Below are 20,191 nucleotides of genomic sequence, written 5' to 3'. Positions count from 1 at the left end.
GCGTTACGTGCTCGCCGAGGATTACGCGGTGTGCCCACTTGTACTTCTCGCGGAACTCCTTTTGAGCTGGATACTCGTCCATTAAAATGTGGGTGTACCTTATTCCCTCGAGCTCCTCGCCCTTGAACTCCTCGACGATTTCACCCTTAAGGCCAACCTCGGCAAGAACGCGCTCAACGAGGGCCTCCGCTATTATCCAGTACTCTTCTCCGTTCTCGGTTTCGACCCTAACTTTAGCGTACTCGTAATCCGGGTGGACTGTTACAGCCAAATTGGCCGGGAGCGTCCACGGCGTTGTAGTCCAGATGAGGAGGTACTCGTTATCTTTGCCCTCCACCGGGAACTTCACGTAGATGCTCGGGTCCTTTCTGAGCTTGTACTCGCCACGAACCTCGTGTTCAGCCAAAGCCGTCTCACAGCGCGGGCACCAGTGTAAAACCCTCTTGTCCTTCTCCAAGAGCCCCTTCTCCCAGGCCCTCTTGAGCGTGAACCAGCCCGATTCGATGTACTCGTTCTTTATGGTCATGTAGGGGTTGTCCCAGTCCATCCAGACGCCGAGCTGCTTGAACTGCTCGGTCATGACCTTGAGGTTGTTAAGGGCGAACTCCTTGCACTTCCTTATGAAGTTCTCAACACCTATCTTGGTCTCTATCTCTTTCTTGACTTTGAGACCAAGGGCCTGCTCGACCTTGACCTCTATTGGAAGGCCGTGCATGTCGAAGCCGGGTTGCCTTCTCACGTTGTAGCCCTGCATCGTTCTGAAGCGGATTATCATGTCCTTGATTATTTTGTTCCAGGCAGTTCCAAGGTGTATTGCACCGCTGACGTATGGTGGCCCGTCGAGGAAGTAGTATTTAGGTCCGTTGGCCCTGCTGACCTTGACCTTCTCGTAGACCTCGTTCTCCTTCCAAAAGCGCTCTATCTTCTCCTCAAGCTTTCCCGGGTTGTACTCCCTAAGCTCAGGCTCCTTAATCATGGCAGAACCCTCCAGAAGTGATAGTTAAGACTAACCCAGAAAGGGGATTTAAGCCTCGAAACGGGCAAGGCGGAGGATAAAACACTCCCCCCTCATGGGTATCGGGGGGAATTGGGGAGTTTCCTTATAAGGTTTTTGCCAGCTATCGATTTCTCAAGAAGAACGCAACCGAGAGGAGCAGTGCACCGAGCACGTAGACTCCCATAGGAACTGGGGCGTTTACAGGACTCGGGAGGTTTGTCAGTCTCACCCTTATAGCAACACTAGAGGCACCGTCTATGTAGCCACTACGAACGCCACGGCCTATTATGATCGTCCTTCTCGATGCATAGTAATCCAGCGGTTCCACTTGCATACGATCGAAGTTTGGGTCGTAGGTTATGTCGTAAACAACACCGTTGATGGTCAGCGTTACATGGAACGGCTGGTCGGCAGGGATTATTTTGTCAAGATACACTCTGGTAACGTTTGACGTCGTGTGGCTGTAGGTATACACCTTAATCTCAACCGCATTATAACCCGTAAACGCAATAACAGCATTAGCACTCAGCAAAATCAGCAGAAGGGCAAAGACAAACGACGTGCGATGGTTCATGGCCCTAGCCCCTAGCTGTTTCAACTCCAATGTCCTCATCTCCTTCCCAGCAAGAAGCCGAAGAACAGCATCAGCCCGCCGAGCACGTAGACCCCAGCCGGAATGGGTGCGTTCGCCGAAGGATAATTCACAGAGATGGTTCTAACCACTATCGGACCATCCGAAGCCCAACCCGAAGGACCTATGACTAGGGTCTCTGTGCAGGTTCCCCCAGAGCATTCAAGTTCCCTCTCTACACCCTGCTCATTCGGGTCGTAGGTAATATTGTAAAGGGTATTGTCAACAGTCAATGTCACATGGAACGGCTGGTCGGCGGGAATTATTTTGTCGTAGTATACCTCCTTGGTGCCCTCATTGTAAACCTTCAGCTCGACGGCGTTGTAGCTCTGAGAGGAGACTACACCAGCACTCAAGAGAAGCACAACAGCCACCAGAAAGAAAAGGCCCCCTTTTCTCATTTTACTCACCACACGGGTCATGATATCCATCGATTACCCAGAATTGTATATAACCGTTTTGTTATGGACTTTGACGATATGTCAGGCACACAATTATCAATTTCTATCCCAAGTTGTTATGGTTTAAACTTGGTGTTTTTCTATTTTTGAAGTCTGCAGTAACTTTTCCAGTCCGCAAAGATTTTCAATACAATACCGCTTTGTCGTTTTATCAACCAAAGAGGTTGGCAAATGGCAAGCAGGTAAAGGCCAGAAAACGCTTGTTCCAAAAGGGTTTAATAAAATAGGGAACAACGATCCTCCATGAGGAAAAAGGTTAAAGAGTTGCTTATCCTCCCGTTCCTCCTTGTCCTCGGCTGGGCTATATCCTACCCGCTCGATCCCCTGAGTAGCTATCTAATACGTCCGGTGGCGTGGATAGCGTTCCTCATGCTCTCCCCATTTTACAACGTCGTGCTTTCCGGCAACGTCATAGTCGGGAACGGGGTTGCGGTTAGGGTCATAGACCTCTGCACTCCCGTCCCGGAGTTCGGCATTGTCCTGGCCTACATTCTGCTGACGTGGAAGGGACTTAGGGATGTCCTCGTGGCAATCCTTTCCTTTATCATCCTCCTCCTCTTCGATGGCCTTAAGGTTGCTGTGATGTTTGTCCTGCTCGGAAAAGGCTATTCCTGGGTGATTTACCATGACTTGAACTCCTACGTGATCTTCTTCCTTGCCTTTCTCTCGATACTCATCATCCGAGAAAAGGTATAGTGTGCCCTCCCCGACCGACCCCCGCTCACCGCTCACGGGGGCGTGAGTGGGGAGGGCGGTGAAAGTTATACCCAGTTGTTTTAAGCGTTTTCCACCTGTCTCTCTTCCTCGGGCTCACCTTTTTTCCTGCTCTCGTTCTTTATGACCTGAATGACGTAGTCAATGAACTTCCTGACCTCTTCGAGCTCCTCCTCGGGAATGTCCGCTATCTTCTTGTTCTTCGTCTTGTAGGTGAGCAGTTTGAGCAGTGCGAGCCTTCCAAGAGCCGTCCTCGTGCTTATCTCACCGTTCTTCCAGTCGCGCCAGATGGCGTTGGCTATGCCGTAGAACTCGGGTATGCTGTCTAGCCCCGGGTCGCCGACGTCTATGACCTCCTTTCCAAGGTACTTGTAGCGCTTCTCCTTCTCCTCCTTCGAGAACTCCTTGGTCTTGCCTTTTATGTATTCGTGCACCATGGTACCACCTCCAGAAGCATTATCCTCCCCAACCTTTATTAACTTTTTGTTTCTAAAACTCCAGACCTATCAATCGGCTTTCCTTATCTCATTCCAAACAGCAGCCATGATAAGAAACGCCCCAAGAATCGACCTCGCTGTAAACCTCTCGCCGAGAAGGACAAAGGCCGAGATGGAACCGAATATTGGCTCCATTGAGTATATAAGCGCGGCCCTGTAGGCCCTCGTCTCTCTCTGATACCTCGCCTGCAGGGTGAACGCCACGACCGTCCCAAAAACAGCCGTGTACACTATCCCAGCCCAAGGGAGAATCGCGGTGGGGAAACTCAGGGGCTCAAATAGGAGCGCAAAGATGGTCGAGAAGACGAAGTTCCAGAATATCTGCCAGAAGGAGAGACTGAGGTAGTCACCGTAACCAAAGCGCTGGACGAGGACTATCTGAAATGCAAAGCTGACGGCGCAGAGGGCAGTTAGCGCGTCCCCGAAACTTATTCCTCCCTTTGCTCCGGAAATCAGGTAAAGGCCAGCGAGGGCCACGGCGAGCGACATGAAGTCCCTAGGCTTAACGCGCTCCCCTATGAGGAAGTAGCCAATGAAAGGGGTGAAAACAACGTAGAGGGACGTTATGAAGGCGGAATTGGAGGCGGTCGTGTACTTGAGGCCGACTATCTGGAAGCCGTGGCCGAAAAAGAGGGTCAGACCGAGGACGAAGCCCTCCCTGAGGGTCTCCCTTCTCAGAACCCTGCCCCTGAATATGAGGAGCATCAAGAGGGAGGCCAGACCAAAGCGGTATGACAGGAAGAGAACAGGGGGGATGTAGTCAAGACTAACCTTCATCGCGGGAAACGTGAAGCCCCAGAGAACCGTTGCCCCAAGGAGTATCAGCTCGGCCCGCTTCATCGGGCCAAGTTTTCAGGGGAATTTAAAAGCTATTCGCCCGGCCCGTTGATGCAGGACATGTTCATCGCTAAAAGCATCTCGACGTAACCGCTCTCAAGGTTCTCCTTTATCTTCCCCATGAGCCTTCCCAGTTCATCGCCGGTCAGCGGCCTCTTGTCCCTGAGCCACTTTATTTCCCCGTCGTTCTTGTCGAGGATTACTATCTCGCCCTCCGTGATGAGGGGCACGTAGTTCATCCTCACTCCGTAGAGCTCTTCGGCAAAGGCCAGCTTGGCTCGGAGCAGTTCGAGATAGTTGGCCAGGTCCTCACCGAGGAACTTCCTAATCTCCCGCCTCATTCTTTCACCGCCATCAGCTTGATGTACACCCTTATTAATCTGTCGGACAAAGATGGGTAGAAATGTCCGCATTGTTCGGGCCGAAAGTGAAATAAGCCACCCATAGGTATCACTCACGGTGAGACCATGTTCATGAAGTACGCCCACCACTTCCACGCCTACCAGCCCGGGGACATAGTCTACATCCTTGACGGAGACGGTTCAAAACCCATAGAATACGAGGAGAGGAAAAGCCCCGTGACGATTAGGATCCGGGAGGAAGACGTCAAAGGGGAGAACTGGACGAGGGCCATGCTCTACTCCTACGAGCACATCTCGGAAGTCCTCTCAAGGATGAAGGGGATAAGCATTGATGTAGAGCCCTTCACGTTCCTCATGCTCCTGAGGTATCACAGAAAGGCCTTTGAAGAGGCCGTTGAACTAATGAAAAAGTTTGATGCAGTTCCAACTACGCCCTTCCATCCGATAGTGCCTCACCTTGACGAATTTGAGCAGAGAATCCTTGCGAGGGTCTCCTTTGACTTCTACTCCCCCCTGACTGAGGGAAGAGATGTCCTTGGCTACTGGCTCCCCGAGGCGGTGATAACGAGGGAGAGCGCCTCCATAGTCGAGGTTTCCACAGAAAAAAGGCCCGTCTTCCTTCTCGACGAGAGACAGCTCATCTACGACTTTCCGCAGGCGAAGCACTCCTGCAACCGCTACGGGAACTCCTTCGTCTTCGGCAGGGAGTGGAGTTTGAGTGACGCCTTTGCCTTCAACACCCTCGACGTTCCGGGTCTCGTCTCGGCCACCCTTGACTACCGCGACGACTACAAGGAGAACCTGGGCGTTCCATATTTGGTCTTCACGGCCAGCGACCTGGAGAGTCTCTTGGGAAACCCCGCTCAGCTCGACCGCTTTACAGCGTGGATGGAGGGGATTGAAGGCAACGGAGTCGAGCGCGTCTCGGCGATGGAGTTCGTCAGAAAAAAACTCTCCGGGGAGTTCAAACGCCTCGACGGGGAATGCTCCTTTGAGATAGGGGTCAAGGACTACTCCAGCTGGAGCGACTACTTCGATTTGAGCCTCGATGGAAAGACGAGCGACTCGCGGTGGCTCGGCTATCGCAGGGCCGACGGAAAGGTCTTCGCGAGGGAAGTGAAGGGAAGGAGGATAAGCCAGCTCTGGAAGGTTGCATTTACAAGGCTCTTTGAGGAGCTCAACAGAACAGTTCGCCTTGGAGTTCTGAAAGGTCTGAAAAAGCTCGGTATTGAGCCTTCATCGAGCGAAGAGTTTCTCGTCCGCTACGCGAGGGTCTTTTTCAAGGACTACTACGACTACTTTGGCATCGATACCTCCCTCGACTACGTCCTTGAGCCGGCCAACGGGGATAGAGAAGCCCTTAAGCTGGGGAGGGCCTACTACCTCATGCTCCTGGCCAACCACTCCTGTCCGCGCTTCTGGGAGAACCTCGACACGAGGGTGGCTTTTGGAAACGTTTCCACCATAACCAAGGCCCTCATAGAGCTCATGGACTACTTCGAGGGGGATGAACTACAGAATCTCTTCATCGAGGCCTACCTAAGGGTTCTCAACTTCGAAAGCCTTTACCACGTCTGGAATCTCTCCTTCCTGTCATCACTGGAAGGCTGGGAAACAACTGAAAGAGCTTGGGAAGAAGCGCTGAGGAGCGAGGTTCCGAACAGCGGGTACAACGTCGTCACGAGGGCGGGCCTCTACGTGGGAAAGAGGGACTTAAAGGGTAGCCTAAAGGCCCTGATCGAGCCTTACAATCTCGAATGGGCGGTGGCCGATACTGGTCATATCCCCGGCGAAGCCCACGGCCACTGGGAGAACGGGGAATGGTGCGAGCACAAAGATTAAATACACTGAGTGCACTCAGTTTATATGGGGGTGTCGATGGTAAAAACTCTTACCATAGCGGACGATGTGTATGAAGAACTGAGCAGGATAAAGGGCAATAGAAGCTTCTCGGAGGTTCTTAGAGAACTCCTCAGGGAGAAAAGGGGAAATGCCCATGTTATCAATAGAATCTTCGGTATTTTGAGCGAGGAGGAGTACAAGGAAGTCAAAAAGAAACTTAGAGAGGTAGAGGAGGGATTCGATGAATGGCAGCGGTTCTTGATACGAGCGTGATAATCGAACTGGCCCGCGGAAATGAAGAAGTTAGACAAAGGGTTCTCGAATCCGATAAGGAATTTTACATAACGACAATAACCAAGTTCGAGCTTCTTGTGGGACTGCCAAAAAAGGATGAGCTCATGTGGCTTGACTTTCTTGAGCGGCTACCCTTTGACGATAAAGCATCGGAAGTGGCCGCCTACCTGTTTAGAGAGCTTAGGAAGTCTGGAAAACCCATGGCACTGAAAGACCTCCTTATTGGATCAATCTGTATCGCCAACAACATGAGGCTTATAACCCTTGACAGAGACTTTGAAGTCCTTCAGGATTTTGGTCTTCAAGTTGAGTTTCTTTAACCCTTCAAGCTATCTTTTTTCCTGCTCAGGAAGAGGTAGGCCTCTCCCCCCAACTCACCCGGAACGTAGTCCACGAGGAAGTCGGCATTCTTTACCACTTCCCTCAGGTTCTTCCCGAGGGATACCTGGTTCTTTTCGAGGAGACTAGAAAGAATGTCCAGGACGTTTTCAGTAACCTTTTTCTCGGCGTAGAGCCTTTTGCCCACCAGCCAGACCCTCTCGTTTTTCCTGTAGAAGTCCCTCCCCCTCTCGGTGAAGAACTCCGGGCCGGGATGTATCTTCACCGCCGGCCTTTCCAATCTGTCTACCTCAAGCATTATGAAGGCTTTTTTGTCGGAATAGCCGTAGTTCCGGCCAAAAACCCTAAAGCCCTCCCGTTCCAGGGCCGTTTCAATTCCCCTGGCGCTCTTCTCCAGCTGGGGGAGGAGAACGTCATCTACAAGCTCGGGCCTATCAAAGAGGATCGTCAGCAGGTGGGTTCCCTTCCTCCTGAGCTCATCAGCGTAGTCCCCCGGGGTTGCCACCGGCGGGAAGAAGAACTCAATGGACGGTTCCTTCAGAAAGCCTTCAGATTTGAAGTAAAACACCCCGTACTTTTCCCAGCTCAGGTTTGCCGAAACGTTCCGCCTTGGATCGACGGGGTCTATGACTATAAGCGGCCTGTCCTCCTCCACTTCCCTCCTCACAGTTTTCATCGCTATCTCCGGTTCCTTCCTCAGCCAGTTTTCGGGGTCGATTATCTTCTGCCTCAGCATGAAGTCGGCATTCCTCAGGACGTCGAGGAAAGAGCCGTACTTTATCACCAGAATCTCGGCGAGATAACCTGAGAAGCCCCTCACGTAGACCTCGCTACCGTAGGCTTTAATCCCCTTTAAAAACCTCTTGAGGAGGCGGACTTCATCGTTTTTGCCTTTTATGTGCTCGTTCACCCACCGTGTGTGGAGAATCGAGCGGTCCACTGCTGTTCTTACGTCCCGCCAGTTCTTAACGTCGTAGCACGGAACGAGGTCAACGCCAACTCCCTTGTAACTGGCCCTCACGTACGGATGCTCCGCGTAGGCAATCTCATATGAATCGAGCCTCTCCGCTATGACCTTACCGAGCTCTAGGCCCTTTTCCCTGAGCTCCTCAAGGGGAGTCTCCAGCGGAAAAGCGAGGAAGAGGTCAACGTCGTGGTCTCCAGCCAGATACGTGTCCTTAGCTAAAGAGCCTACGAAGTAGGGCTTAGCTTCAAGGCCGAGCTCGTCTATAATCCTCTCAGCGATTTCTCCGAGCTCATCCATCAGCTCCTTAACGAAGGCCCTCTCCTCCTCGGTCGGCCTGATTCGCTGGAGGACTTCGCTGATGACCGCTTTAACGTCCATATTCTACACCTATTGATATTAGGCTATCAAAATATTTATATATCTTTTGTTATCTTTCTATCAATGATGCGAGATGGAGGACTTGATGGTAGTTCAAAACCCATGGTGGGCTGATCCTGATGCCATATACGATGACGAACGGGTTGAAAAAGCCCTTTCTCAAAAGCCAAGGATTAACTACCGCTTTGAGCAGACTAACAAGGTTCTTATTGGTCCGAGACAGGTTGGCAAGACTACCTACATGAAGCTCTTTATAGCAAACCTCATCGAGTCGGGAGTTAATCCAAGGAACGTTCTGTACTTCTCCTGCGACCTCTTGAGAGACTACCGTGAGATAGTCTCGATAGTTAGGTCATTTCTCAGGAGTACGAGAGGAAGGGCCTACGTTTTTCTCGATGAGGTTACCTTTGTTGAGAACTGGGAGAGAGCCATCAAGTTTCTTCTTGATTCTCCCCTTGCATCTAGGATAGTACTCCAAGTTACGGGTTCGACTTCGGCCGGGCTGAAAAGGGAGAGCTTCCCCGGAAGGAAGGTTAAAGTTGAGGAATTCCTTCCGCTGGACTTTAGGATTGTTTCTCTGATTTTTGAGCCAAAATTAAGGAATATCCAGCTCTCCTATGTCCTTCCGAAAACGAGCAGAGAGTTCTACGAAAACGCCCTTGAGCTTTATCCATACCTTGAAGTCCTGAGCGGTGCGCTCGACTTTTATCTCTCCTCAGGTGGTTATCCTAAGTCTATCTACGAACTCCTGGAGAGGAGTATAAAACCTGAAACCTACGAGATGATTTACAACGCCACGATTCTCGATGTGGCCAAGCTTGGAAGGAGCGAGAGGATAGCCCTTTCAATAATACTCGGCCTCCTGCGTCGCTACGGTGACAGAGTGACCCTCAACTCCCTTGCCAAAGAGCTTGAGATAGGTTCTCACGTCACGGTGAGGGATTATCTAGAGCTCTCTGAGGAGCTGTTCATCGGGAGGAACTACTTTCAGGTCAAACTCCACGATTTAACCCCCCTCTTCAGGAAAGAGCGCAAGTTCTATTTTCTTGACCCCCTGCTACTTCAAACCTTCAGGAGGTTCTTCGGGAAAGGGCCTGAGACGGACAGGATAATTGAGGGTATTGTCGGTGAACACCTGAAGCGCCTTTACCCAACGTACTTTTTCAGCGGTTCCAGAGAGGTGGATTTTGTAACGCCTTACTTTGGCGTGGAAGTGAAGTGGAGGAAGAGGGTTAGGCCTCAAGACTTCCCAAGGGTCGGAATAAAGAACAAAATACTCCTCTCAAAGGACAAACTTGAGTTCCTTGAGGGGAGCAACCTCGCGATAATCCCCGTTTCCCTCTTTCTTTTCCAACTTCATTCCGCCAGCTCGAACCTAGCGATAGTCTCGTAAATCGGACCCTTTGGCGTCAGAGTGCTCTTCTTCAGCTCTATCGCATTAACCTCAAATTCGCCAAAGTCCTTGTTGGCGAGATCCTTCAGAGCCATCGTAAGCTCAAGCTTATCCTTTACGAACTTGACGCGGCCGATGGTTACGTGGGCGACGAAGTCCTTGTCCTTCTTGAAGCCCAAGCGATGCATTTCCTTTTCCACGTCCTGGGCTATAGCCTTCAGTCCCTCGTCGTTCTCTATCCCGGCCCATATCACCCTTACGTAGTTCGGGTTCGGGAAGACGCCTATCCCCTTAACCTTAACCCTGTGCTTCCTGTGCCTATTAGCTATCTCTCCCAGAGCTTTCTTGACCTCTTCGGCTAAAGCCTCGTCGATTTCTCCGAGGAACTTCAGCGTTACGTGAAGGTTTTCCCTCTCAACGAACTTTATCTTTGCCACTTTGTTTCCTATTCTCTCCTGGGCTTTGAGGAGGTTGTCCCTAACCTCATCGCTGACGTCGATAGCTATGAACGCCCTCATACCGACCACCGGGAAAAGTTGGGGGAGGGGGTTAAAGGGGTTTTGGGAAAGGTAAATAAAAAGCAGTTCAACTGTAGTCAGCTTCCACATAAAGGCCAATCGGAACGTTTACCTTTTCATAGGTCGTACCGTACCAGTGGTGCACTGGGATCTCAACCTTATACTTGCTTTCCATTGCGTGGAAAGTTACGGTGCTGGAAGGCCCTTTGTTTTTTACGTGGCCAAGCATGACGTAACTGGAATAGTCACTAACACTGAAGCCAACGGTTATGGTTGCAAACCACGGTGGGAGACTGCCATCTGCCAGAGCATCTAAGATTGCCCCCACGGGTACGCCCACGCCAAAGCTGTGGCCGTCACTTCCTGCATAAATTTTTCCGTAAAACTCTGAGAGTGATATCGGGTTGTTTACCCCTGTGGATATTCCACTTGATTTCTTCATCCAACTGCTTGGAAAGTTGTATGGTGGCTTTCCCAGTGTTGAACCGCTTGCTATGTGTTTGACATTCCCACTGACCCTGTCTATGGTGAAGCTGTCTACCTTTGCAAAGTATCTCTCGTTGCCAGTTGGGGAGCAGAAGACATTGCCGTGGGAATCTTCCTCGCACATGTACTCCTTCTGGTAGATGTAGTGAATGGTCCCTTTAATCCATACGTAGCCCCAAAAGTCCTCCTTTGGAACCGTGATATCGTCTCCGCCTGCAAAGTAGTTGGTTATCGATCTTCCGAGAACCTTAACCGTTATGGAACTTGGGTCAAACTCAACTTTCTCCGATATCTTGTCTCCAAGTGCAACTGTCACGTCAGGGCCCCAGTACTTCTGAACTGTTATTCCGATGTCGGCTGTGCCAAAGATATCGCTCCAGACGTTGTTGTGGATTATAAGAACAGGTATTTTGACGTTTTGAAATCTTTGCTCCTTCACCGTTCGCCATTCAAACCATGGGGGATTCAGGTAGCCTTGGGGTTGTACGCCGGCTTTCTTTTCAATCTTCACAATTGTGGTTTTCTCTGCTTCCTTGGGGTTGAACCTCAGCTTCACGGTTTGGGGTAAAGTGGTCTGGTCTGTTGTTACTTCAAAACTGTCCGGTGGTAGGGTGTAAACCTCTCCGTTTTTTACAATCCAGACGTCCACTCCTATGAAGGTGGTTTTTGAGCCTATTTTTCTTGCGATCGTTTTGGCCTCGTTGAGTACACTTGAGGGTACTCTTATCGTGTTTTCCGAGAAGAAAAGCTTCCTTTCAAGGGTGCCTTTTTCAAGGACTTTGATACTGCCCTTTTCGTCGAACGTCCAGACTGCATAGTAGATTCTCCCCTGTCCTGTTAGCGCGTTCCCATTTTTGTCGAGGAGAATTACTTTGGCACCGCCTATGGGGGTTGCCTGTGCATATCCTATAACACCAACTATCAGCAGGCCCAACAGGAGGGCTATCAGGCTTTGCCGCCGCATTGAATCCACCCCCTGTGGTCTGCAATGTTATCTAATTCGGCTTATCTTATAAGTTTTTCCTTTTACTTTTAGTAAAAATTCTTCCTTTTTTTTTCTAGTATAACTTTATTCTAACGTGGGTTTTCCTCTTAGAACAATCCAAAAGAAGCCTGAGTAAAAGAGTTGCATGACGATGCAAAGGAAGAGCAAGGGATAAAAAGGAGAGCTCACTCCCTCACCACAACGGGGAACTCCTCCCAAGGGAAGACGACCCACTTGTCTGTGCGGAAAACGTAGAAGTCCGGAACGACCTTCGTCCAGGGTTTCATGCTGAGGCAGAGGACCTTAACTTCCTCTGCCCCTACCTTCTTAACCTCCTCGATGACAACCTCAAGCGTCTTACCAGTATCGCTGACGTCATCAACTATTACAACCCTCTTGCCCTCAAGCGAGCCGTGGAGCGGAATAGTTATCACAGGTTTTTCCATCCTGTCGTCAATACCCTTGTAGAACTTGACGTCGATGACCTTGACCTCAATGTCCCCGAGGATGTGGCTGAGCCTCACGGCTGGAATAAGCCCACCCCGCGCCACCCCGACTATCACATCGGGCATGAAGTTTTTCCTCAGCTCATCCGCTAAAGCGAAAATCGCCCTGTCAACCTGCCACCAGGTGAGGTACACCTTGTCCATGTCAACACCTCCGAATAGCGTGAGTTTTCGGCGGGAAACTTAAGCTTTGGTGAGTTGAGGGAAGTTAAAATGAAGGCCTTAAAAAGAATGCCTTGACAGAAAGATGTTAAATCCGGAAAAACGGGGAGAGGGAAGGTTCAGCTTATGACGCACTTGCTCCAGCCGCAGCGCGGACAGGTGGCGCAGCCGCTCTCCATCCTAAGCTCAACTAAGACACCGTCCTTTTCGTAGCAGACAGGGCAGTATGCAACGCCGAGGAGTTCCCGTATTTTCTCCTCTGGAATTTCAGGCTTCTCGGCGTGGTGCGGGTGCTCGTGGGTAGGTTTTGGAGTTGAGGTGTGGGAGACCGAGAAGGTCAGCCCAGCAGGGATTTCCTTCTTCTCCTTTCCATTGGTGCCGTTGAGTATGGCCTCGACGTTGATAAAGCGCGCCAGCCAGGGTTCTGCCTCCACAACAGCTTTCAGTTTCTCAACCGCGTATTCGCTCGGCTTGGCCGGAACGCGCTTCCTCTTCTCACCCTCGACGCTGTAGACCTGAACGCTGAGCGAGCCATCGCGGTAAACCGTTATCCCCTTACAGCCGAGCTTGTAGGCGAGCAGGTAAGCAGCCTTGACGTCCTCAACCGTTGCATCGTTCGGCATGTTTATGGTCTTGCTCGCCGAATCTGTGAGCCAGAGCTGGATGTTGGCCTGCGCTAAGATGTGGTCGAGCCAGTGGATGTCCATGGAGGTTACAAAGACCCTCTGCATATCCTCTGGAATCTCCTCCAGCCCCTGAACCGAGCCGTAGTTGTCGCTTATCTTCTTCAGTATCTCGTCGCTGTAGAGCCCGCGCTTTTTGAGCTCGGCCTCGAAGACGGGATCAACGTAGTAGAACTCGCCAACGGTTACGCTCTTCTTGTAAACTAATGCAAAGATGGGCTCGATTCCGCTGGAGGTGTCGGCTATCATTGAAACGCTTCCGGTCGGCGGGCACGTCGTCACCATAGCGTTTCTGACGCCGTGGCGCTTGATTTCCTCAACAAGCTCGTCCCAGGGCAGGTTCCATATTTCTCTGTGGTAAAAGCCCTCGACGGGAAGTTCACCGTCCTTGTATCTGCTATTCTCGTAGAGCGGGAAGGAACCGCGCTTTTTGGCAGTTTCAACACTCTGCTTGTAGGCGTAGAATGTGAGATATTCGGTTGCCTTCCTCATGAAGGCGAAGCCTTCCTCGCTGTTGTAGGGAATGCCGAGCTTGAATAGGGCATCGGCCAAACCCATCATACCGACGCCTATCCTCCTTGTGAGCTTCGTGTTGCGGTCTATCTCAGGGAGCGGGAACTTGTTGACGTCTATTGCGTTGTCGAGGTACTTCGCCACCTTCCGGATGACGTAGGCGTACTCGTCCCAGTCGAAGTAGGGCTTTCCTTCGTCGTTATACTTGACGAACTTTGCCAAGTTTATGCTCGCCAGATTACAGCTCTCGTAGTCGTAGAGGGGCTCTTCGCCGCATGGGTTGGTGGCCCTTATCTTCCCACCCTTTGCTTCCGCCAGCACGTTTCTCCTGTTGATGACATCAAAGAAGACAACGCCCGGATCGGCCTTGGCCCATGCCATGTAAGCTAACTCCTCGAAGAGGCTCTTCGGGTCGATTTCTTTGACCTTTTCTCCAGTCCTCGGGTTAACGAGAGGATAGCGCTTGCCCTCCTTCAAAGCCTCCCAGAAGTCCTCCCAGATGCCAACGCTTATGTTGAAGTTTGCCAGGACATTGGTTCCAACGTTCTTCTCCTTGGCGTGGACGAACTTCTCTATATCCGGGTGCCAGACCTCAAGGATTCCCATGTTGGCTCCCCTTCTCACGCCACCCTGCTTTATCACGTCGCTGACTGCATCTATGAGGTGCATGAAGCTGACTGGTCCTGAGGCAGCTCCCGTGGTCGTGCCTACGATGTCGCCCTCGGGGCGGAGTTTTGAGAAGTTCATTCCGGTGCCGCCGCCGGCCTTTTGTATCATCGCTACATCGTGTGCTGCCTTCATGATGCTCTCCATGTCGTCCTCTATCGGAACAACAAAGCACGCTGAAAGCATTCCGAGCGGTCTTCCAGAGTTGATTAACGCTGGAGTGTTGGGCATGAAAATCTGACTCGTCATCAGCCTGAAGTATTCCTCTATCTCGTCTTCGTAGTTATCAAAGGCCCCGTTTTCGAGCATCTTGACGACTTCGTTGATTGAGACCTTCATCTGGCTCTTTTCAGCGAGCTCGCGGTAGAGGTTGAGGAGCCTCTCGAAGTGCCACTTGTTGAGCTTGAACCTGCCTATCGAGAGCTTTCCATCGTATTCGTCAAGCCTCGAAAGGTACTTCTCGACGGCCCTCAGGTCCTGCTCGTGTTTTCCATTTAGGTCAAAGACCCTCTCATCATAAAGTAAATCCGGAATGACGGCTAGGATAGAAACGCGCTCGAAGAGCTCCCTCGGGCTCTCAATTATCTCCCCCTTCTCGTTCTTCATAAGATAGCGCGAGGCAAGAACGCGGAGGGCGTTGATGGAGAAGCGCTTGTCTATGTCGTCGAGCTTGTCCTTGTTGAGTATTTTCTTCTTTTCCTCCCTTATCTCGGCCTTCTTCTTGCGGTAGAGGATGTAGGCCTTTGCAACATCAAAGAGGCCTGCCCTCATGAGTTCAAGCTCGACTATGTCCTGTATGTTCTCTATGTGGGGAATCCGCCCGTCATAGAGCTCGTTTATCCTCCTGACGACCCTTCTGACAACTCTGTTTAGGAGCTTCTCGTCCCTTACCCCTACTTCAAGCATTGCCCTTTGGATAGCCCATCTTATACGCTCTTTATCGAATGGTACAATCCTACCATCCCTTTTCATCACTTGTTCAACCGCCATAGTGACACCCCGGCATATGTTTACATATCTTCCCGTCTATTGGAAGAATCTACAGGCTGAGAGCGTTGCTCGTGGTGGTAAATATACCTTACCCCCTTGACCACTGCCATCCTGACAAATTTATGACCGGCACTTTGCCCAAGGAGTAAGAGGTAGAAAAGTCATTATGTCGGACAATTTATCCACTCACAGGGCCTCGTAGACCAGCTTCATCCTGTAGGCGTGCTTGAGCTCCTCACCTGCCATCATCCTGAATATCTGGGAGAGGGAACCCCCGAGGATATTGGAGAGCTTGGTGTACATCTCGTAGGCGTGCCTCTCCCTCAGAACGGCCTCAATCACAAGCTCTTCCAAGCTTTCGGGCTTGGCCCTCTCGTCGGAAAGCATGGGCTGTAGGGAGAGCTCATCAACGTAGTCAAGGATTGCCTCCTCGAGGACGGGGCCCTCCAGGAGCTTTTTCAGAGTCTTCCTGTGCCTCAGCTCCTCCTCGGCTATGAGGGCGAAGACATCCCTCAGCTCGGGCCTCTCAAAGACTGCAAATGTCTCCCCGAGCTTGTAGAGGTTGTAGAGTTCATTCTCCTGAGTTATCATGAGCTCTATTATTTCTCTAGCTTTCATCCCCCTCCACCAAGAATCGCTTTAAGGTAGTCCAGCAGTTCGGCAACGCTCGGGAGAACGAGGTCGGGCCTGATGCCAGTCCTCTCAACGTCCTCCAGACTGCTGACACCGGTTAGAACCATTATTGCCTTCATCCCGAAACGCCTGGCGAATAGGATGTCCGTGTCAAGCCTGTCCCCGATCATCCAGATTTCGTCAACGTCGCCGAGCTTTTCCTTAACGACTTCGTAGACCGGCTCGTTGGGCTTTCCGATTATTAAGGGTTCCCTATCCGTCGAGGCCCGCAGGGAGGCTATTATTGCCCCGGCCCCGGGGTAAAGCCCCTCCTCTGCGGGATAAGTAGTATCAGGGTTCGTACCTATAAAGCGCGCCCCGTTCCTTATCGCCAGTGTTCCGTACTTGAGCTTCTCGTAGGTCAAAGCAGGGTCAAGACCGACTACGACGTATTTAACCTTCTTCCATTCTCCGGTTCTGGCCTTTTCAATACTTACAACTCCCCAGCCAAGAGCTTCCATTTCTTCCTCCAAGCCTTCACCGCCTATCACAAAAACCTTTCCGGGCTCGAAGTGCTTTTCCATGTAAATCCTCGTGGCGAGGCCGGAAGTAATTATCAGCCCCTCTGGAACGTCTATGCCCATTGAGAGGAGCTTTTCCCGATAACTCCTCGGGGTTTTCGTGGAGTTGTTCGTTAGAAAAACAAAGGGAACACCCCGGGATTTCAGGAAGTTTATAACTTCCCTTGAGCCTGTTATGGGTGTGTTGCCCCTATAAATTACCCCGTCCATATCGAAGATTATGCCAATCTGTTTCATGTGGGATAAAAAGGGGGAGGGGCTTAAAAACTCACTGCTCTGCCCTCAGCTCCATGTCCACCCTAACGCTGTCACTCTGGCATTCGTTACCCGCGCCCGGTGAGAACTCAACTGTCACGGCGAGCCTGATGTTTTCCCCTTTATCCAATCGCTCCCTGAGGAGTTCGAGCTCCTTCCCGCTTATTTCTCTGAAGGTCTTCCCGGAAACCCCGTTGATGGCATAGGAGGAATTTCCCCTGTAGACCTCAACGGACTTCACGATGAGGCATTTACTGAGTTCACCGACATCTGTGGTGTTGTCAACTTCCTTCTCGGCGGGGCTCATTTCTCCATCTTCCCTGTCGGTGACGTGGAACACGAGGGTTAGCTTTGAGACCGCGATATCACCCCTGTTCTTTACGTAGAACTCAAAGGTTCTCTCGTCCCCGGGTTTCATCCCCGAGAACTGGAAGATTTTAAGGTCGTTGTAGTATCTGGTTCCTTCCTTACTGATGGCTATGTCGAACTTGCCGGAGCTTATCTCGTTCCCATTGGACTTGGCAACGTCTGTGAAGAAGGAGCTGGCACCCCCGATCAGGAGGAGGGCCAGTAAGCTACCAATTGCTACGACACTCCAGCGTTTCATTTTGACCACCTCATTAAGTATGACCAAAATTCAACCTTAAAAAGTTTTTTATTATTACCAAAAAGTATACTATACAAGCAAAATCCTAAAAACTTAGAGAAATATCTGCCATCAGAAAGGGGAGGACGACCATGTCAGTCGATGTCTCAGTAATATTGCCCACTATGAACGAGGAAGAGGCAATATCCATTGTACTTCCAAAACTAAAGGAGACACTGGAGAACATGGGTTTGTCCCATGAAATAATTGTAGTTGACAAGAGCGTTGATAATACACCGGAGATAGCCCGTTCTCTGGGAGCCATTGTAATCCACCAGAAAGATAAGGGGTACGGGGATGCGTACATTACTGGGTTCAACCATGCACAGGGTAAGTACATTGTCATGGGAGATTCAGATGGAAGTTATGACTTTTCTGAGCTTCCAAAACTTCTCGAACCTCTCATTGAGGGTGAGGCTGATTTAGTTATTTGTACCCGGCTAAAGGGTAAAATCGAGAAAGGGGCAATGCCGTGGCTCCACAGATATGTGGGAAATCCTCTCTTAACGAAGGTCTTAAACTTTTTCTTCAAAACACAAATTTCCGATGCTCATTGCGGTTTTAGGGCAATACGTCGGGATGCTCTAGAGAAACTTCCTCTGAAATGTCGTGGGATGGAGTTTGCCAGCGAGATGATTATTGAGGCTGCAAAGACCGGGCTCAGGATTAAGGAAATTCCGATAACTTATCACCCACGCATCGGAAAATCAAAGCTCAGCTCGTTTAAAGACGGCTGGCGACACCTTCGTTTGATGTTGCTTTACTCCCCCGCTTACCTCTTCCTTCTACCCGGGCTTTTCTTTGTTCTTGGAGGAGCTGGCCTCATGGCCTATGCCTACAACACCAATCCGCTGAGAGTTCATTCTCTTATTCTCGCAAGTCTTCTGATAATCGTTGGGTTCCAGATTATAAATTTTGGAATATTCAGTAGGGTCTACGCAGTAAAGGAAGGTTTGGAAAAGCCAGACCGGATAACCAAGTTTTTTATGAGGTATTCTATACTGGAGGAGGGCCTGTTACTCTCCGCAATCCTTTTAGGAGTCGGTTTTGTGATTGGTCTCAATATCTTCCTTAAATGGCGAGCAAGTGGTTATGGTGAGCTCTTTGAAATAAAGCAGGCAATCCTCGTCATGACACTTGTGGCATTGGGTATCCAGCTGGCGTTTTTCTCCTTTTTTGTCAGTATCCTGATGCTGAAGGAGGGATCCTGAGTGAAAATTCTCATAGTGTCCCCTTACTTCTATCCTGAGGGGGGAGGTCTTGAAAGGTACGCATACGAAATGGCCTTAGAGCTGAAAAAAGAGAACGAGGTTACAGTCGTATGTTCCACTAAAAACGAGCCCCGGAATGAAGTGCTAGATGGAATAAGAGTTATTAGGCGTCACCCTCTTTTTATTGTGTCAAATACTCCTATCAAGCTATCTCTACCTTTTGAACTTGTGTCCATGGTTAAAAGGGAGAAATTCGACATTATAATTGCGCACACACCAGTACCATTCTATGCAGATGTCGCATCTTTAGTGGCAAAGCTCGCTGGGATTCCTCTTGTTATATACTACCATGTTGGAAAACTGGAGAAAGGCCTGTGGCTTGACAAAATAGCCCGGCTGTATTCTCAAACCCTTGAGAAGGTCACCCTCTCCGGGGCAAAATTATTCGCAGTTTCCCATTATGTGGCCCGCCTTCTTTTTGAAAAAGGATTTAACGCAAAAGTTCGGTATCCACGGATTTCTGGAGTCTTTCTAAGTGAGCGCCCTAGGTATAGCGGGGAGTATATCCTCTTCGTTGGTCAGCTAACAAGGGCTCATCGTTGGAAGAATCTGTCTCTTGTGCTTGATGCATTTGCCCAATTCCTAAAAATCCTGCCTGGGGAGAGACTTGTGGTGGTTGGTGGTGGTGAACTTCTGGATTACTACCAACAGCTTACCAAAAAGAGGGGCATTGAATATTCCGTGACGTTTAGTGGGTTCGTAAGTGATAGGAAACTCGTTGAGTACTACAAAAACGCCAAAGTCTTGGTACTCCCCTCCTCCGGGAACGAAGCCTTTGGGAAGGTTGTCCTTGAAGCAATGACGCTGGGAACGCCGGTCATTGTAAGCAATCTCGGTGAGTTCCCATTTGTGGTGGAGCACGGTAAAGAGGGCTTAGTTATCAAACCTGAGGTCGAGGAGCTCGTCAGTTCCCTTGTAATGCTCCTAGAAAATGAGAAACTTAGGAGAAAGATGGCTGTCCTCGCGAGAAGACGGATGGAGGCGCTTATGGGCGCCTCCAGAGTGTGAAGTTCGCTGGAGACACATACCTTTTTATGGCGTCTTTCTCTCGGGCATGAATCACAACATAAGGACCGGAAGTCCAAATCTGGATTGCTCCGGATTCAACGGCTTTTCTGTCAACTTTAACCCAGCTCTTAAACGTAATCAGCCAGTCAGGACTCTTATTTAGAACAAGCCCTATCCGTCTGTCTGCCCAAGTCCAGTTTTTGAAACCCAACATACCTGGATGCGGGGTTCCTCCGAATGAGTCATTCTGATGGCCGTATTCTTCAAGAATACCGAAGACTCTCTGGTCATACCAGTATCCGTAATCCTGTATTCCCTTGGCTCCGATATCGCTGAACTGCAAAACCGCTAGGTTTAGAACTATTATTTGAGTCACCAAGAAGAGAGCAACCCCACGTTCTAGGTTTATCTTCCTGATGATTATTACTTTATTGGATATCTTTTTGTACAACTCTACGAGCCCGTACCCAGAATAAATGCTCATCAGGGCAAGTGGCCCGAAGGTGTACCTCTCAAAGGGGCCATTAAGGAGGAAGCCAAAAACGACGTTCAATGTCAGCACTGAAGGGAGAGCCACCAGCAGAGGCTCTTCTCTGT

At 50.4% G+C, this 20,191-nt stretch carries 22 protein-coding genes; 7 read left to right on the top strand and 15 right to left on the bottom strand.

Features of this window, described 5'->3' with window-relative positions; all coding sequences use genetic code 11:
- The 3 genes from MVC73_RS00600 to MVC73_RS00590 all read right to left on the bottom strand — a co-directional run.
- Nucleotides 1-976: class I tRNA ligase family protein (locus MVC73_RS00600; RefSeq protein WP_297506042.1), on the bottom strand; the 976-nt coding region annotated here is incomplete at its 3' end.
- Between the two features lie 142 nt (nucleotides 977-1,118).
- The gene (locus tag MVC73_RS00595) at nucleotides 1,119-1,610 is read right to left on the bottom strand and encodes a hypothetical protein (protein WP_297506041.1); all 492 of its coding nucleotides are present in this window, start codon (nucleotides 1,608-1,610) and stop codon (nucleotides 1,119-1,121) included.
- Nucleotides 1,607-2,059: a hypothetical protein gene (locus MVC73_RS00590; protein ID WP_297506040.1), complete on the bottom strand. Its 453-nt coding sequence runs from the start codon at nucleotides 2,057-2,059 to the stop codon at nucleotides 1,607-1,609. Before MVC73_RS00590 ends, MVC73_RS00595 begins: the two co-directional genes overlap by 4 nt.
- A gap of 273 nt (nucleotides 2,060-2,332) precedes the next feature.
- Between MVC73_RS00590 and MVC73_RS00585 the strand changes: the two genes are divergently transcribed.
- A complete protein-coding gene (locus tag MVC73_RS00585) occupies nucleotides 2,333-2,785 on the top strand; it encodes a hypothetical protein (RefSeq protein ID WP_297506039.1) in 453 nt (150 codons plus the stop codon).
- An 80-nt stretch (nucleotides 2,786-2,865) separates the two neighbouring features.
- On the opposite strand, the gene MVC73_RS00580 is transcribed toward MVC73_RS00585, so the two are convergent.
- The 3 genes from MVC73_RS00580 to MVC73_RS00570 all read right to left on the bottom strand — a co-directional run bounded on the left by MVC73_RS00580 (nucleotide 2,866) and on the right by MVC73_RS00570 (nucleotide 4,478).
- A complete protein-coding gene (locus MVC73_RS00580) occupies nucleotides 2,866-3,240 on the bottom strand; it encodes a hypothetical protein (RefSeq protein WP_297506038.1) in 375 nt (124 codons plus the stop codon).
- Between the two features lie 69 nt (nucleotides 3,241-3,309).
- Nucleotides 3,310-4,140 (bottom strand): DMT family transporter, encoded by an 831-nt coding sequence (locus MVC73_RS00575; protein ID WP_297506037.1) that lies wholly within the window; start codon nucleotides 4,138-4,140, stop codon nucleotides 3,310-3,312.
- 29 nt (nucleotides 4,141-4,169) lie between these two features.
- Nucleotides 4,170-4,478, bottom strand: coding sequence for a hypothetical protein (locus tag MVC73_RS00570; RefSeq protein ID WP_297506036.1), 309 nt, complete (start codon nucleotides 4,476-4,478; stop codon nucleotides 4,170-4,172).
- 126 nt (nucleotides 4,479-4,604) lie between these two features.
- Here MVC73_RS00570 and MVC73_RS00565 point away from each other — a divergent pair, with 126 nt between their 5' ends.
- The 3 genes from MVC73_RS00565 to MVC73_RS00555 are packed head-to-tail and all read left to right on the top strand — an operon-like array spanning nucleotide 4,605 to nucleotide 6,955.
- A complete protein-coding gene (locus MVC73_RS00565) occupies nucleotides 4,605-6,341 on the top strand; it encodes a glycoside hydrolase (protein WP_297506035.1) in 1,737 nt (578 codons plus the stop codon).
- Nucleotides 6,342-6,377: 36 nt separating this feature from the next.
- On the top strand, nucleotides 6,378-6,614 hold the full coding sequence (locus MVC73_RS00560) for an antitoxin VapB family protein (protein WP_297506034.1): 237 nt from the start codon (nucleotides 6,378-6,380) through the stop codon (nucleotides 6,612-6,614).
- Entirely contained in the window at nucleotides 6,587-6,955 is a 369-nt protein-coding gene (locus tag MVC73_RS00555; RefSeq protein WP_297506033.1) for a type II toxin-antitoxin system VapC family toxin, read from the top strand. The genes MVC73_RS00560 and MVC73_RS00555 overlap by 28 nt, the downstream gene beginning before the upstream one ends.
- On the opposite strand, the gene cca is transcribed toward MVC73_RS00555, so the two are convergent.
- Nucleotides 6,952-8,319: a CCA tRNA nucleotidyltransferase gene (cca, locus tag MVC73_RS00550; protein ID WP_297506032.1), complete on the bottom strand. Its 1,368-nt coding sequence runs from the start codon at nucleotides 8,317-8,319 to the stop codon at nucleotides 6,952-6,954. The genes MVC73_RS00555 and cca overlap by 4 nt on opposite strands.
- An 85-nt stretch (nucleotides 8,320-8,404) precedes the next feature.
- Between cca and MVC73_RS00545 the strand changes: the two genes are divergently transcribed.
- A complete protein-coding gene (locus MVC73_RS00545; protein WP_297506031.1) occupies nucleotides 8,405-9,712 on the top strand; it encodes an ATP-binding protein in 1,308 nt (435 codons plus the stop codon).
- On the opposite strand, the gene thpR is transcribed toward MVC73_RS00545, so the two are convergent.
- From thpR to MVC73_RS00510, 7 genes are all read right to left on the bottom strand, one after another.
- Nucleotides 9,676-10,230, bottom strand: coding sequence for an RNA 2',3'-cyclic phosphodiesterase (gene thpR / locus MVC73_RS00540; protein ID WP_297497849.1), 555 nt, complete (start codon nucleotides 10,228-10,230; stop codon nucleotides 9,676-9,678). The genes MVC73_RS00545 and thpR overlap by 37 nt on opposite strands.
- 67 nt (nucleotides 10,231-10,297) lie before the next feature.
- Nucleotides 10,298-11,650 carry a hypothetical protein gene (locus tag MVC73_RS00535; protein WP_297506030.1) on the bottom strand — a complete coding sequence of 451 codons (1,353 nt, stop codon included), beginning with the start codon at nucleotides 11,648-11,650 and terminating at the stop codon, nucleotides 10,298-10,300.
- 236 nt (nucleotides 11,651-11,886) lie between these two features.
- A complete protein-coding gene (locus tag MVC73_RS00530; protein ID WP_297506029.1) occupies nucleotides 11,887-12,351 on the bottom strand; it encodes a phosphoribosyltransferase in 465 nt (154 codons plus the stop codon).
- Nucleotides 12,352-12,488: 137 nt separating this feature from the next.
- A complete protein-coding gene (locus MVC73_RS00525) occupies nucleotides 12,489-15,221 on the bottom strand; it encodes an adenosylcobalamin-dependent ribonucleoside-diphosphate reductase (protein ID WP_297506028.1) in 2,733 nt (910 codons plus the stop codon).
- Between the two features lie 186 nt (nucleotides 15,222-15,407).
- Nucleotides 15,408-15,839, bottom strand: a complete 432-nt coding sequence (locus MVC73_RS00520) for a ferritin family protein (RefSeq protein WP_297506027.1) — start codon at nucleotides 15,837-15,839, stop codon at nucleotides 15,408-15,410.
- On the bottom strand, nucleotides 15,836-16,651 hold the full coding sequence (locus MVC73_RS00515; protein WP_297506026.1) for an HAD-IIA family hydrolase: 816 nt from the start codon (nucleotides 16,649-16,651) through the stop codon (nucleotides 15,836-15,838). The genes MVC73_RS00520 and MVC73_RS00515 overlap by 4 nt, the downstream gene beginning before the upstream one ends.
- 31 nt (nucleotides 16,652-16,682) lie before the next feature.
- On the bottom strand, nucleotides 16,683-17,276 hold the full coding sequence (locus MVC73_RS00510) for a TasA family protein (protein ID WP_297506043.1): 594 nt from the start codon (nucleotides 17,274-17,276) through the stop codon (nucleotides 16,683-16,685).
- A 131-nt stretch (nucleotides 17,277-17,407) separates the two neighbouring features.
- On the opposite strand from MVC73_RS00510, the gene MVC73_RS00505 reads away from it, so the two are divergent.
- Together MVC73_RS00505 and MVC73_RS00500 are read left to right on the top strand one after the other, a co-directional pair.
- Nucleotides 17,408-18,526, top strand: coding sequence for a glycosyltransferase family 2 protein (locus tag MVC73_RS00505; protein WP_297506025.1), 1,119 nt, complete (start codon nucleotides 17,408-17,410; stop codon nucleotides 18,524-18,526).
- Nucleotides 18,527-19,594: a glycosyltransferase family 4 protein gene (locus MVC73_RS00500; protein ID WP_297506024.1), complete on the top strand. Its 1,068-nt coding sequence runs from the start codon at nucleotides 18,527-18,529 to the stop codon at nucleotides 19,592-19,594. It abuts the gene before it with no gap.
- Here the strand turns inward: MVC73_RS00500 and MVC73_RS00495 are convergent.
- Nucleotides 19,572-20,191, bottom strand: a 620-nt coding sequence (locus tag MVC73_RS00495; protein ID WP_297506023.1) for a hypothetical protein, incomplete at its 5' end; no start/stop codon positions are given. The genes MVC73_RS00500 and MVC73_RS00495 overlap by 23 nt on opposite strands.

The organism is Thermococcus sp., from assembly GCF_027052235.1.
Taxonomy (GTDB): domain Archaea; phylum Methanobacteriota_B; class Thermococci; order Thermococcales; family Thermococcaceae; genus Thermococcus.
The sequence above is the reverse complement of the archived record's forward strand: the minus strand, read 5'-3'. Positions and strand labels throughout refer to the sequence as shown.